The organism is Thiomonas sp. (assembly GCF_034007205.1).
Classification (GTDB): Bacteria; Pseudomonadota; Gammaproteobacteria; order Burkholderiales; family Burkholderiaceae_C; genus Thiomonas.
Map to the genome: position 1 here is coordinate 1 of NZ_JAVERI010000008.1, position 14,176 is coordinate 14,176.

At 68.3% G+C, this 14,176-nt stretch carries 14 protein-coding genes; 13 read left to right on the top strand and 1 reads right to left on the bottom strand.

What is annotated here, in order from left to right; translation table 11 throughout:
• The 13 genes from gspI to waaF all read left to right on the top strand — a co-directional run.
• On the top strand, window positions 1-568 hold a 568-nt coding region (gene gspI / locus RBR52_RS07930; protein ID WP_320376669.1), incomplete at its 5' end, for a type II secretion system minor pseudopilin GspI.
• Window positions 569-1,309 carry a type II secretion system protein J gene (locus tag RBR52_RS07935; RefSeq protein WP_320376670.1) on the top strand — a complete coding sequence of 247 codons (741 nt, stop codon included), beginning with the start codon at window positions 569-571 and terminating at the stop codon, window positions 1,307-1,309. It abuts the gene before it with no gap.
• Window positions 1,306-2,280, top strand: coding sequence for a type II secretion system minor pseudopilin GspK (gspK, locus tag RBR52_RS07940; protein ID WP_320376671.1), 975 nt, complete (start codon window positions 1,306-1,308; stop codon window positions 2,278-2,280). The genes RBR52_RS07935 and gspK overlap by 4 nt, the downstream gene beginning before the upstream one ends.
• A 94-nt stretch (window positions 2,281-2,374) precedes the next feature.
• The gene (gene gspL, locus RBR52_RS07945) at window positions 2,375-3,568 is read left to right on the top strand and encodes a type II secretion system protein GspL (protein WP_320376672.1); all 1,194 of its coding nucleotides are present in this window, start codon (window positions 2,375-2,377) and stop codon (window positions 3,566-3,568) included.
• Complete coding sequence (gene gspM / locus RBR52_RS07950) at window positions 3,565-4,125, top strand: type II secretion system protein GspM (protein ID WP_320376673.1); 561 nt, start codon at window positions 3,565-3,567, stop codon at window positions 4,123-4,125. Before gspL ends, gspM begins: the two co-directional genes overlap by 4 nt.
• Window positions 4,126-5,043: a type II secretion system protein N gene (gspN, locus tag RBR52_RS07955; protein ID WP_320376674.1), complete on the top strand. Its 918-nt coding sequence runs from the start codon at window positions 4,126-4,128 to the stop codon at window positions 5,041-5,043. It begins immediately after the preceding gene.
• Window positions 5,044-5,098: 55 nt separating this feature from the next.
• Window positions 5,099-7,711, top strand: coding sequence for a type II secretion system secretin GspD (gene gspD, locus RBR52_RS07960; protein WP_320376675.1), 2,613 nt, complete (start codon window positions 5,099-5,101; stop codon window positions 7,709-7,711).
• Window positions 7,712-7,737: 26 nt separating this feature from the next.
• Window positions 7,738-9,162, top strand: a complete 1,425-nt coding sequence (gspE, locus tag RBR52_RS07965) for a type II secretion system ATPase GspE (RefSeq protein WP_320376676.1) — start codon at window positions 7,738-7,740, stop codon at window positions 9,160-9,162.
• Between the two features lie 17 nt (window positions 9,163-9,179).
• A complete protein-coding gene (gene gspF, locus RBR52_RS07970) occupies window positions 9,180-10,394 on the top strand; it encodes a type II secretion system inner membrane protein GspF (RefSeq protein ID WP_320376677.1) in 1,215 nt (404 codons plus the stop codon).
• A 2-nt stretch (window positions 10,395-10,396) separates the two neighbouring features.
• Window positions 10,397-11,314: a 5'-nucleotidase gene (locus RBR52_RS07975; protein ID WP_320376678.1), complete on the top strand. Its 918-nt coding sequence runs from the start codon at window positions 10,397-10,399 to the stop codon at window positions 11,312-11,314.
• 33 nt (window positions 11,315-11,347) lie between these two features.
• Entirely contained in the window at window positions 11,348-12,283 is a 936-nt protein-coding gene (locus tag RBR52_RS07980) for a branched-chain amino acid transaminase (RefSeq protein WP_320376679.1), read from the top strand.
• Between the two features lie 35 nt (window positions 12,284-12,318).
• On the top strand, window positions 12,319-12,519 hold the full coding sequence (locus RBR52_RS07985) for a zinc-finger domain-containing protein (RefSeq protein WP_320376680.1): 201 nt from the start codon (window positions 12,319-12,321) through the stop codon (window positions 12,517-12,519).
• Between the two features lie 10 nt (window positions 12,520-12,529).
• Window positions 12,530-13,603 (top strand): lipopolysaccharide heptosyltransferase II, encoded by a 1,074-nt coding sequence (gene waaF, locus RBR52_RS07990; protein WP_320376681.1) that lies wholly within the window; start codon window positions 12,530-12,532, stop codon window positions 13,601-13,603.
• A 12-nt stretch (window positions 13,604-13,615) separates the two neighbouring features.
• Here the strand turns inward: waaF and RBR52_RS07995 are convergent, their stop codons facing one another.
• Entirely contained in the window at window positions 13,616-13,921 is a 306-nt protein-coding gene (locus RBR52_RS07995; RefSeq protein ID WP_320376810.1) for a CopD family protein, read from the bottom strand.
• Window positions 13,922-14,176: the final 255 nt, after the last annotated feature.

Sequence of the window (14,176 nt, forward strand, 5' to 3'; positions counted from 1 at the left end):
CAGCGCCGCCGCGTCAGCGGCAAGCGTGGGGGCAAGCAAATCGGCCCAGCCGCCGGGCCGCCCCAAGGCTGGGCCAGCCCCCTCGGGGGGCAGCGCCGCCGCGTCAGCGGCAAGCGTGGGGGCAAGCAAATCGGCCCAGCCGCCGGGCCGCCCCAAGGCTGGGCCAGCCCCCTCGGGGGGCAGCGCCGCCGCGTCAGCGGCAAGCGTGGGGGCAAGCTCCCGCGGATTCACCCTGCTCGAAGTGCTGGTGGCGCTGGCGGTGGTGGCCATTGCGCTGCTGGCGGCGATGCGGGCCGCAGGCGGAGTCGTCGACAACGCGCAGCGCTATCGCATGACCGTGCTGGCCGAGCAGTGCGCGCAGAATTTTCTGGTCGATCAACGTCTGAGCAAGACCTTTCTAGCGGTCGGGAGAAGCACCAGCACCTGCACGCAGGCGAATGTGCCATTCACCGTGGCGGTGGATGTGATGCCCACGCCCAATCCCAACTTCCGCCGCGTGCAGGTCAATGTGCTCGACGCCAGCGGCTGGAGCGCGTGGCAGGTGGTCACCATCATCGGGAACCTGTAAGTGAGCCCGAACCGAGTCCCTGCTGCCGGCCAGAGGGGTTTCACCCTGATCGAGCTGCTGGTGGCCGTGACCATTCTCGCGGTGGTGGCGGTGCTGGGCTGGCGCGGGCTCGATGCGGTGGCGCGCAGCCGCGACGACGCCAGCCGCGCATTCACCACCAGCTCGCGTCTGGCCGACGGCATGCAGCAGTTTGGCGACGATCTGCGCCACGCGGTATCGGAAGGGCCCGGACTGCCTGCGGTGAGCCTGCTCGGCGGCGGCTTGTTCATCATGCGCCGCCCCGCGCAGCCGCTGGGCGGCGATGTGCGGGCAGACGCAGCGGCGGGCGTCGGCCTGCCGCCGAATGCGGGCGAGCTGCAGGTCGTGCGCTGGACGGTGCAGGACGGCGCGCTCAAGCGCAGTGCCAGCGCGCCCACCGCCAGCCGCGCGGCGTTGCTGGCTGCCTTGCAGAATTCCACCGCCCCCTTGCTGACCATTCTGCCCGGCGTGGCGGGGATGCAGGTCCAGTTCTATCGCTACGCCGGCATCGGGCTGCTGCAGCAGTCGGGCGCCTGGGTCAACCCAGGCACCGCGGCGAACGCGACCGGCAGCACCCCGGCCGCATCGGCCAGTGCTGCAGCAGGCAGCGCACTCGCCGTCAGCACGGCCACCCCGGCTGCGGTGCGCTTGCGGCTGCAGTTTGCCGGCAAGGCGCTGACGGGCGAGTTGCAGCGCGATTTTTTGCTGGATGACCGGGAATGAAGCGCGCAACCGGGCAGCAGCGGGGCGCGGCGCTGATCACCGCCATGCTGATCGCCGCGCTGGCCGCGGTGATGGTCTCGGGCATGTTCTGGAGCCAGTGGAGCGCCATCGCCCGCGAGCAGACCGCGCGCGAGCAGACGCAGGCGCGCTGGATTCTGCGCGGCTCGATCGACTGGGCCCGGCTGATCCTGCGCGAAGACGCCATGACCTCGACGGCCGATTACCTCGGCGAGCCCTGGTCGGTGCCGCTGGCCGAGGCACGGCTGTCGACCTTTCTCGCTGCGCGCGGGAGAGACAGCGCGGGCCTGCCCGACGCCTGGCTCGAAGGGCGCATCACGGATGCGCAGAGCCGTTTCAATCTGCGCGATCTGGCCCCGGCCGGGACCATCGACCCGCAGGCGCTGCTGGCCCTAGAGCGACTGTGCGCGGCGCTGCAATTGCCCTCCAGCGTGGCGGCGACCATCGCCAACGGCATGGCGGCGAGTAGCCCGTTTGGCGCCGCAGCACGGGAAAATGTTGCCAATTCGCCACTGCCGCTGCAGCAGTTGCAGGATCTGGCGCGCCTGGGCCCGACCGTGGCGCAGGCCCTGCCCAGGCTCGCCTCGGCCGTCACCCTGCTGCCTCAGGCCACCCCGGTCAACGCCAACACCGCCGGCCCGGTGGTGTTGGCCGCCGTGCTCGGGGTGAGCCTGGATGCGGCGCAGGCGCTGGTCGAGGCGCGCAAGCGCGCGTACTTTCGCAATCTGGGCGATATTTCCACCCTGCTGCCGCAAGGCACGACCGTCAATCCGCAGTTGGTCAGCGTGGCCACCGGCTACTTCGACGCCATTGCCCGCGTGCGCATCGACCGGCTGGAATACGCCGAGCGCGCGCTGATTCAGCGGGCCGGGGTGTTCTCGCAGGTGGTGCGCATCCAGCGCGTGCCCCCCTGGTTGGCGGCTGCGCCTGAATCCGACCAGGGCGCAAACTGACGAGATCGGACGAGCCGGTTTCAAGAATGTGTTCCAACGCATTGTTTTTCCCCTACCTTTACGGTAACGAAGCCTCTCTACAATCGCCGCCATCATGCAAACCCTGGTTCTTCGCCTGCCGCCTCTGGCCACTGCGCATCCGCTGCCGGAGCTGGAGTACGTGCTGCTGAGCGCCAATGACAGGCTGCTGTCTTCGGGCCGGGAGCAAGCCGCACTGCTGCCGCGCGGCGCCCGCGTGGTGGCCGTGGTCGATGCGCTCGACGCCTCGGTGATGGCGGTGACGCTGCCCGCCATGCCGTCTTCCCGACTGCAGGCTGCGCTGAACGGGGCGCTCGAAGACCGTCTGCTGCAGGACGCGGGGCAACTGCATCTGAGCGTCGGGCCGCTCGCCGAGGACGGCAGCGTGACCCTGGCCTGCGCGGTGCAAAAGACGCTGCTGCAGCAGGCCATCGCCGACCTCACCCAGGCCGGACAGGAGCCGTCTGGCATCGTTCCCGAAGCCGCCCTGCTGGCGCCGGGCGACGCGCTGCTGCAAACCTCCGAGCAAGGCCCGCGCCTGCTGTGGCGCGATCTGCAGGGCGAGGCGGCCTGGTTGCCGCTCATCCTGGCCGCCGATGCCGCCGCGCCGCAGGCGCTGCCGCTGCCGGTCACGCCCGAACATCTCTGGGTGCAGGATCAGGCGCAGCCGCAACTGAGCTGGCTCGATCTGCCGCCCGAGCTCACCCCGGCCACGATCAGCGATGCCGGATGGATGGCGCGCGCGGCGCAGTCGCCGTGGAACCTGCGGCAGTTCGACCTGGCGCCCAAACATGCGCTGTCGCGGGGTTGGGCCGGTGTGCGGGAGCAACTGGCCACGCCCGCGTGGCGGCGCGTCGGCGCCCTGCTGGGGCTGCTGGCCGTCGTGCAGCTTGTGGGCATGAATGCCGCCGCGTTCATGCTCTCGCGGCAGGAAAGCCAGTTGCGGCAGAAACTCGACGCCACCGCCGCCGAGGCCTTGCCCGGCGTGCCCGCTATTCTCGATGCGCGCCTGCAGGTGCAGCGTGCGCTCGTTGAAGCCCGCCTGCGCACTGGCCGCCCCGGAGACGGCGATCTCGACGTGCTCATGGGCCGCGCCAGCGTAGTCGTGCCGCCGGGCATCGTGCCCACGGCGTTGAAGTTCAGCCCGGGGCAGTTGCAGCTCACCCTGCCGGGCGATGCGGCCGCGCAGGCCGCCGCGCGCTGCACCCCTGCGGGCCTGTCCTGCGTGGCGCAGGGCGATGTGTTGAGCGTGACGGGGGCCATCCAATGAGCGCGACGCAAGGCAGCCGCGTCGCCGCGCTGTCGGCGCTCTGGTACCGGGGATTGCCGCAGGCCGTGGCGCTCGGGCGCCAGCGCTGGGCGGCGATGTCGCCGCGCGAGCGCTTTGCTGTCGGCTCTGCCGCCGTGCTGGTGCTGGCTGCACTGCTGTGGCTGCTTGCGATCAAACCGGCCTGGCGCACGCTGCAAACCGCGCCGCAGCGCATCGTCAGCCTGCAGCAGCAATTGCAAACCCTGCAGCAGGACGCGCAGAGAATTGCCGCGCTGCGCAGCGCACCATCGGCACCGGCATTCAGCGGCGATCTGCAGGCGGCCATCGTGGCCTGGTTCAAACGGGTCGACCCCGGCGCCAAGGTGCAGGCGCAGGTGCTGCCGGGCGAGGTGACGCTGAGCATCACGGCGCTGCGCCCGGCCACCCTGCCTGCGCTGGCGCAGGCGGCGCGGCGCGATTGGTCGGCGCAGGTGGATGGCGCCGATCTCGAGCGCGGACAGGACGGCGCGCTCAGCGGCACGGTGCATCTGTCGCGGCAGGGATCGGGTGGCGGATGAATGGCCGGCACACCCAAATCCACCGATCCGGCGCGCCCCGGGCGATCTTCCGGCAAACGCTCGTCCGCGTCGTCGTCGCGCGGGCGTTCGTCGTCGCGCAGGCCGGTCAAACGCCAACGCGCCTTCAGCCGCCGCGGGTTGTGGCTGGCGGCTTTGCTCGGCGCGCTGTGGGCGCTGCTGTGGCAGGCGCCGGCAAGCTGGCTGAGTGCGGCGGTGTGGAAGGCCAGCGGCGAGCATGTCCTGCTCGCGCAGGCGCAAGGCACCTGGCGCGACGGCTCTGCGCTGCTGGTACTCGAAGGCGGGGCGGGCAGCCGCGGCGCGACCGTGCTGCCCGGCACTCTGCACTGGAGCATCGGTCTGGGCGAACTCTGGCGCGGTCGGCTGTTGGCAACGATCGACTGGCCCAAGGTCTCGCCCCAGCCCTTGCAGGCGAGCGCCCAGCTCGGCTGGTCGCAGACCGCGGTGGCGCTGCGCCCGGCGAATGGCGGGCCGGATGCGCCCTGGCAGGGCGTCCTGCCGCTGTCGGTGCTCGATGGGCTGGGCACGCCCTGGAACACCGTTGCGCTGCGGGGGCAGGCGCGATTCACCCTGCGGGGCCTGCTCCTAGAATCGGTGGCCGGGCGGATGCGGATCGCGGGGCAGTTGAGAATCGATCTGCCGGATGTGGCATCCCGCCTGAGCGTGGTGGCGCCCATCGGCAGCTACACGCTGAGCATCACCGGGCAGGGCGCCGAGGCGCAGATCAATCTGCGCAGCGACCAAGGGCCGCTGCTGTTGCAGGGCAAAGGGGTCTGGAACGGCCAGGCGCTGCAGTTTCTAGGAACCGGCCGGGCGGCGCCCGGCAACGAAGCGGCGATGGCCAATCTGCTGTCGCTCCTCGGACGGCGCGAGGGCGACCATGTGCGAATCGCCATCTGAATATTCACGCGCCCCGACAGCCGCAGAACAACCCCAAGAATCAAGGAACGCCGCGATGCATCCCGACTTGAAACCCGAACATCACGCCAGCCGCCGGATGCGTCGCTATCTGGCGCTGCTGCTCGTGCCTTTGCTCATGCTGCAACCGGTGATGGCGCAGGCGCCCTCGGGCACGGCGGGCGATGCAAGGCGCAATGCAAGCGGCGATCTCACCATCAACCTGGTCAACGCCGACATCGCCAGTGCGGTGCAGGCGGTGGCCGCGGCGACCGGGCGCAATTTCATCGTCGATCCGCGGGTGAGGGGGCAGGTCACCCTCCAGTTCGAAAAGCCGGTGTCGCCGCAGAGGGTGTTTCAGGCGCTGCTCACGCAGTTGCGTCTGGCGGGCTTTGCCGTGGTGGAGCATGACGGCGTGTATCAGGTGGTGCCCGAGGCCGACGCCAAGCTGCAGAGCGGCCCGGTGGGCGTGGGGCTGGCGCCGTCTCATATTCCCGGCCGCGGCGATCAGGTGGTGACGCAGATCTTCCAGTTGCGCAACGCCTCGGCCAGCAGCCTGCTGCCGGTGCTGCGGCCGCTGATCTCGCCCAACAACACCATCAACGTCAGCCCCTCGGGCAATGCGCTGGTCGTCACCGACTATGCCGACAACCTCAAGCGCATCGCGCGCATCATCGCCGGGCTCGACGTGCCCACAGGCACCGATGTCACCGTGGTGCCGCTGAGTTATGCGGTGGCCAGCGATCTGGCGCCGACGCTGCAAAAACTCATCGACATGCAGACGGCCCAACCGGGCGGGCCGGGTGCTCCCGGTGCGCAGGCAGCCTTCGCCAACAGCGCAGCGATGCGCGCGGTCATCCTGCCGGAAAACGCGAGCAATTCCTTGATCGTGCGCGCCACCAATGGGGCGCAACTGGCTGAGATCGAGCAGATGATCCACCGCCTCGACCGGCCGCAAAGCGATCAGGACAACATCCATGTGGTGTATCTGCGCAATGCCAATGCGGCCGATCTGGCGCGCACCCTGCGCGGCGTGCTGGCCGCGCAGGGTGCGGGCAGCGCTTCTTCCGGCGGACCCTCGCAGACCAAGCCGCTGGGGGGCACGCAGTCGATGAGTGGCAGCAACAACGGCAACCCATCTTCTTCTGCTTCCTACGACGCCACCAGCCCGGGGCTGGGCCAGGCGCCGGAATTCGGCGCCACCGGCGGCGACTCGACGGTCAACCTGCCGCAGGGCGGCACGGTTTATGCCGACAATGCGCTCAACGCCCTCATCATCAACGCGCCGCAGCCGGTCTACATGCAACTGCGCCGGGTGATCGGGAAACTCGATGTGCGGCGCGCGCAGGTCTATGTGGAGGCGCTGATCGCCGAGGTCGATGCCAACAAGGCGGCGCAACTGGGCATCCAGTGGCAGTCGATCGCCGCAAGCGCGGGCAACAACAACGCCATCGTCGGCGGCACCAACTTCGGCACCGGCGGCAGCAACATCATCAACCTGCAGGCCGGGCTGTCCAGCGGCAGCGGCGCAGGAACTGCCATCGCCAACGGCACGCTCAACATCCCCAACGGCCTGAACATCGGCGTGCTGCACGATTTCGCCGGAGTGGTCACGCTCGGATTTCTGGCCAACTTTTTGCAGACGCACGACGGCGCCAACATCCTGTCCGCGCCCAATCTGATGACCCTCGATAACGAGGAGGCCAAGATCGTCGTCGGTCAGAACGTGCCCTTCATCACCGGCCAGTATGCGCAGACGGGTTCCACCGCCACGGTCACGCCGTTCCAGACCATCGAGCGCAAGGACGTGGGCCTCACGCTCAAGGTGCGGCCGCAGATCACCGCAGGCGGCGCCATCAGGATGGACGTCTATCAGGAGGTGTCGAGCATTTCCAGCCAGTCCAACACCGCGGGCATCATCACCAACAAGCGCTCGATCCAGACCGCGGTGCTGGTCAACGACGGCCAGACCATCGTGCTCGGCGGGCTGATGCAGGACAACGTGAGCGAGAACAACAGCAAGATTCCGGGCCTGGGCGACATCCCCGGTCTGGGCGCGCTGTTTCGCTCCAATTCGCGCACGGCGACCAAGACCGACCTGATGGTGTTTTTGCGGCCCATCGTGGTGCGCACCGAGAATCAGGGCAACGTCCTCAGCCAGCAGCGTTATGAAGCCATGCGCGGCCTGCAGAATCAGGCGCAACTGCCGCCGCAGTTGGGCATGCCCTATATGCCGGGGCCGGTGCTGCCCTCATTCCGCGACGAGGCCGATGAACTTCCAGCGGGCGAGCCCGGCGGCGCTGCGGCACCACCCTTGGCCTCGCCTCGCGCCACGACTGAGCCCAGCCCCGGCGTCAATACCCTGCAGAGCCTGCAGGCCCACCGCCAGGCCGATGCGACCGTGGTCGAACTCGGCTTCTCGCAACCGCTGACCGCGCCGCCCACCGCCTTCACCCTGAGCGACCCGATCCGGCTGGTTCTCGATTTTCAGGGCGCCCATTCCTTGCTCGGCAGCAAGTCCCAGCGCTTCGATCTCGGGCCGCTGCGGTCCGCCGATGTCATCGACTCGCAGGGCAAGTCCCGGGTGATTCTCAACCTGAACCAGACCACGCGCTACGCCACCGAGGTACAGGGCAGGCGGCTGCGCGTCATCCTCACGCCGCAGCACTGAACGACTGCACTGAACGACCGATCACCATGTCCGTGCGTCATCCCTTGCCCTATACCTTCTGCCGCGACCAGGCCGTGCTGGCCGAAGACGACGGCCAGGGCGTGCAACTCTGGATGTGCGAGGCCACGCGGCCCGCGGCGCTGGCCGAGGTGCAGCGCCAGCATGTGCTCACTGCGGTGCATCGCACCACCGCCGAAGACCTGCAGGCGCGCATCGGCGCGGCCTATGCCGCGCGCGACGGCAGCGCCGCCTCGGTCATCAGCGAAGTCGAGGGCGATGTCGATCTGGGTCGGCTGATGCAGGACATTCCGGCGGTCGAAGACCTGCTCGAAGCCGCCGACGACGCGCCCATCATCCGCATGCTCAACGTGCTGTTCACCCAGGCCGCGCGTGAAGGCGCTTCCGACATTCACATCGAGCCTTACGAAACCGCCTCGGTGGTGCGGTTTCGCGTGGACGGCACGCTGCGCGAAGTCGTGCGCCCGAACAAGGCGCTGCATGGCGCGCTGATTTCGCGCATCAAGATTCTTTCGCAGCTCGACATCGCCGAAAAGCGTCTGCCGCAGGATGGCCGCATCGCCCTGCGCATCGGCGGGCGCACGCTCGATGTGCGCGTCTCCACCCTGCCTTGCGCGCATGGCGAGCGCGCCGTGCTGCGGCTGCTCGACAAATCGTCAGCCAAGCTGAATCTGCGCGCCGTGGGCATGGCGCCCGACATGCTCGACCGCTTCGACGCCCTCATCCGCGCGCCGCACGGCATCCTGCTGGTCACCGGGCCGACGGGCAGCGGCAAGACCACCACGCTCTACTCCGCGCTCACCCGGCTCGACGCCGCCACCACCAGCATCATGACGGTGGAAGATCCGATCGAATACGACCTGCCCGGCATCGGCCAGACGCAGGTCAACCCCCGCATCGACCTGAGCTTTGCCCGCGCGCTGCGCGCCATCCTGCGGCAAGACCCCGATGTGGTGATGATCGGTGAAATCCGCGATTTCGAAACCGCGCAGATCGCCATCCAGGCCTCGCTCACCGGCCACCTCGTGCTCGCCACCCTGCACACCAACGATTCCATCTCTGCCGTCACCCGCCTGACCGACATGGGGGTCGAGCCCTTTTTGCTCGCTTCCTCGCTGCTGGGCGTGCTGGCGCAGCGGCTGGTGCGCCAGCTCTGTCCGGCGTGCAAGATGCCGTCGCCAGATGGTCAGGGTTTCGTCCCCGTGGGCTGTCCCGCGTGCAACCATACCGGCTATACCGGGCGCACCGGCGTGTTCGAGCTGTTCGAGGTCGACGACGGCCTGCGCGCGGCCATTCACGCGCGCGCCTCGGAGGCCGAGCTGCGCCGACTGGCGCAGGCGAAGGGCATGCGCACCATGCGCCAGGACGGGCAACGCTATATCGACAGCGGCATCACCAGCCTGGCCGAGTTGCTGCGCGTGACGCGCGACTGACTTTTTCCCGCCGCCCCATGCCCGCTTACCGCTTTGTCGCCCTGGACGCCGCAGGCGCCGAACAGTCCGGCGTGCTCGAATCCGACAGCGCCCGCGGCGCGCGCACCCTGCTGCGCAGCCGGGGGCTGATCCCGCTGCAGGTCGAAGGCATCCACGAAGAAGCCGCGCAGGCCAGCGGTCGCCGCTTCGCCCGCCGGGTGTTCAACAACCAGGAGCGCACCCTGTTCACCCGCCAGCTCGCCGGCCTGCTGGTGTCGGGCCTGCCGGTGGAAAAAGCCTTGGCCGCCCTGGCCGAAGACGCCGACCGCGCCGAGATCGGCAATCTGCTGTCCAACCTCAAGAGCGAGGTCTCCGCCGGCCACAGCCTGGGCGATGCGCTGGCGCAGTATCCGCGCGAGTTCAAGCCCATCTACCGCGCGCTGGTGAGCGCCGGTGAAGACAGCGGCGATCTCGGTCTGGTGATGGAGCGGCTGTCCGACTACCTCGAAGACCAGCAGGCGCTGCGGGGCAAGCTGGTGCAGGCCTTCGCCTACCCGGCCATCGTGGTGCTGGTGGCCGTGACCGTGGTGGTGCTGCTGCTCACCTATGTCGTGCCGCAGGTGGTCGGCGTGTTTCAGGGCGCACACCAGAAGCTGCCGCTGCTCACCGTCGGCCTGATCGCCGTGTCCGATTTCATGCGCGCCTGGGGCTGGCTGATATTGACCCTGCTGGTCATCGGCGGCATCGCGTTTGCTCAGGCGATGAAGTTGCCGGGGCCTCGGCTGGCGTTCGACGCCATGCTGCTGCGCAGTCCGCTGTTCGGGCGGCTGATCCGCGGCATCAACACCGCGCGCTTCGCCAGCACCCTGGGCATTCTGGGCGCTGCCGGCGTGCCCATCCTGCGTGCGCTGCAGGCCGCTGCGGACACGCTGAGCAACAGCCTGCTCAAGGCCGACGCCGAAGAAGCCATCGCCCTGGTGCGCGAAGGCGCTTCGCTCAGCGCTTCGCTGGCGCTGCACAAGCGCTTCCCGCCGGTGCTCATCACCTTCATCCGCCTGGGCGAGCAAACCGGCACGCTGCCGCAGATGCTCGACCGCGCCGCCGTGCAGCATGCGCAGGAGGTGCAGCGCCGCGCCCTGACCCTCACTACCCTCCTGGAGCCGCTGCTCATCCTGGTCATGGGCGGCATGGTGCTGCTCATCGTGCTGGCCGTGATGATGCCCATCATTCAGATGAACAACTTGGTGAAGTAACCATGCCCGCTGATTTGAACGACCGTCTGGTGGTGGCGATTTCCTCGCGCGCGCTGTTCGATTTCGAGGAGGAGAACCGCGTGTTCGAGCAGGCCGACGATGCCGCCTACATGCGGCTGCAGCTCGACCGCCTGGAGCGCCCGGCCAGCCCCGGCGTGGCGTTTCAACTGGTGCGCAAGCTGCTGGCGTTCAACACCAGCGACGCGCAGCGCGACCGGGTGGAAGTGGTGCTGCTGTCGCGCAACGATCCGGTGTCCGGGCTGCGCGTGTTCAACTCCGCCAGGCATCACGGCACGCCCATCGAGCGCGGCGTGTTCACGCGGGGCCGCGCGCCCTATCAATATCTGCACGCCTTGCAGGCGAATCTGTTTTTGTCGGCCGAGCCCGATGACGTGCGCGCGGCCCTGCACGCCGGCTATCCGGCGGCGCAGGTCTATCCCGACTCGGCGCGCGCCTCCGAGGCGCATCCCGATGAGGTGCGCATCGCCTTCGACGGCGACGCGGTGCTGTTTTCCGACGAAGCCGAGCGCGTGTACCAGGCCGAGGGACTGCCGGCCTTCCAGCAGCACGAAGCAGACAGGGCGGCGCTGCCGCTGCCCCCGGGTCCGTTCAAGCCCCTGCTCGAAGCGCTGCACCGCCTGCAAAAAGCCAGCACCGATGGCTCCACCCCCATGCGCCTGCGCACCGCCCTGGTCACGGCGCGCAGCGCCCCGGCGCACGAGCGCGCCGTGCGCACCCTGATGCACTGGAACATCACCGTCGATGAAGCCATGTTCCTCGGCGGATTGGACAAGGGGCCGTTCCTGCGCGAATTCCAGCCCGATTTTTTCTTCGATGATCAGGCCGGTCATGTGCAATCGGCCGCGCGCCATGTGCCTGTCGGTCAGGTGCATTCGGCCGCGACTTCAAGTCCGGCCTAGAATGATTTTTTTACCTCCCGGAGATAACACATCATGGTCATGCCTGCCTCCATGTCGGATCGCGACGGCAAAATCTGGATGGACGGTCAGCTCGTCGAGTGGCGCGATGCCAGGATTCACGTGCTGACGCACACCTTGCACTACGGCTGCGGCGCCTTCGAGGGCGTGCGGGCCTACAAAACCGACAAGGGCACGGCCATCTTCCGCCTGCGCGACCACACCGAGCGCCTGTTCAACAGCGCCAAGATTCTGCGCATGGACATTCCGTTCACCTTCGAGCAGGCCATGCAGTCGCAGATCGACGTGGTCAAGGCCAACGGCTTCGATTCCTGCTACATCCGTCCGCTCACCTGGATCGGCGACAAGAAGCTCGGCGTCTCGCCGCGCGGCAACACCATTCACCTGATGATCGCCGCCTGGCCTTGGGGCGCCTATCTGGGCGAAGAGGGCCTGAAGCGCGGCATCCGCGTCAAGACCAGCAGCTACACGCGCCATCATGTGAACATCACCATGGTCAATGCCAAGGCGGTGAGCAACTACACCAACTCCATCCTGGCGAACATGGAGGTCACCAACGATGGTTACGACGAGGCGCTGCTGCTCGATCCGCAGGGTTTCGTCAGCGAAGGGGCTGGAGAAAACATCTTCATCGTGCGCGATGGGGTGCTCTACACCCCGGACCTGTCCTCGGGCGCGCTCAACGGCATCACCCGCAAGACCGTGTTCGCCATCTGTGAAGACCTGGGCCTGCCCCTCAGGGAAAAGCGCATCACCCGCGACGAGGTCTATATCGCCGACGAAGCCTTCTTCGCCGGCACCGCGGCCGAGGTCACCCCCATCCGCGAGCTCGACGGCATCACCCTCGGCCCTGGGCATCGGGGACCGATCACCGAGCGCATCCAGAATGCCTTCTTCGATATCGTCGGCGGACGCAATCCGAAGTACGCCGACTGGCTGTCGATGGTCTGATCACGGCACCCCCGCCACTTGACTGAGATCTGCACATGAGCGCCATTCCCAAGCCCGACATGCCCGTGGTCGAACTCAAGGCCAAGGATCTGCCGGCGTATTGCCCCAATCCGAACATGCCGATCTGGAGCAGTCATCCTCGCGTCTATCTCGACGTGACCCACGGCGAAGTGGCCTGCCCCTACTGCGGCACCCGCTATCGCCTGGCCAAAGGCGAAGTGGTCCACGGGCATTGAGCGTGCGTCCATGCCCCGCGTGCTGCTGATCGCTCCCCAGTGGATCGGCGACGCGGTGATGGCCCAGCCCCTGGTGGCGCTGCTGGCCGGGCGGGGCGAACAGGTCAGCGCGCTGGGGCTGCCCAGTGTGGCCCCCGTATTGCGCGCCATGCCGGGCGTGGGCGAGGTCATCGAGGCGCCCTTTGCGCATGGACGACTCGATCTCGGGCTGCGCTGGCGCATCGCTGCCGAGCTGCGTGACCAGGGGTTCGAGCGCGCCTACATCCTCGGCAACAACGTCAAGGCGCGTCTCGTGCCGTGGCTGGCGCGCATTCCGCGGCGCATCGGCCATTCCGGCGAAGCGCGCGGCCTGCTGCTGACCGATCGAATCGAAGCCGGCGTGCCCGCCCGCGCGAGAGAAGCCTCGGAGCCGATGGCGCTGTCGCCCGTGTCCTGCCGCGTTCCGCGGATTGGGCAGGAAAGCCGCGCGGATATGCGGCAGTATTACGCCGCGCTGGCGCAGCTCGACGGGTCGATCAACGGGCCAGCCCTTCCAGAGCCGACCCTGCTCGTCCCTGCTGCCGAGGCCGAGGCCATGCGCAGCCGCTTCGGTCTGCCGCCGCGCTGGATCGCCCTGTGCCCCGGCGCGGAGTATGGCCCGGCCAAGCAATGGCCGGTCGCACACTACGCCGCTCTGTCTGCCCAGGCGCAGAACGCCGGTTACGCCGTCGCCATCCTTGGCGCCCCGCGGGATGAAGCCGCCGGAGCCGAGATTGCCCTGCGCGCGCCGGGCAGCGTCAATCTATGCGGAGCCACGCGGCTGGGCGAAGCCATCGCCCTGCTTGCAAGCTGTGCCGGCGCGGTCAGCAACGATTCCGGTCTGATGCACGTCGCCGCTGCGCTGGGCCGGCCGACCGTGGGGGTGTACGGTTCGACAGACCCTCGCCATACGCCTCCTGCAGCGCACCGCAGCGCCACCCTCTGGCTGCAACTCGATTGCAGCCCGTGCTTTCAACGCACCTGCCCGCTGGGGCATCTCAACTGCCTGAATCGCATCACACCGGATACGGTCTGGAATGCGCTGACGCGATCGATGTGCGGTTGAGTGTCGGGGCTTTCATTGCCAGAGCAGCACAAGCGCAATCGCTATCCAGCCCAAGGTGAAGTTGAGCACCACCAGCGGGTGAATCTGCTCCAGCGCGCGTCCCAGCGCGGGCCAGTCCTGCCCAGAGGCGGCCAGACGTGCGCGGCGAAAAGGCGCAAAGTAGATGTGCGCGAAGATCGCCATCATCACCAGGCCGATGCCCAACATGGCATACCAGCCGACAGGCGCCCGGGCGAAGCCGACTTGCCCCATGATGATCCCTCCGGTGACCAGAATCACGCCGATGCTGAGCCAGACCAGGGGGAAGAAGCGTTGCAGCGTCGCAAGGGCCTGTTCACGCTATATCTGCACCCGCGTTGCCCCCAGGCGGGGAGGGATGCAAGGCGGAGGGCAGGGGCAAGGCTGGCTGCCTTGCCCCTGCCCGACAACGCCGCAGACGCCCCGTCTGGAGGCAACCCTTCGGGCCGGGGGTGTGGGCGGCGCACTGCCACGTTGCAGTCCGCTTGTGGTGGAGACCACCACGGCGCGGCCTGCGCCTCGCATTGCATCCGCCCAGACCCCCGGCGCGGGTGC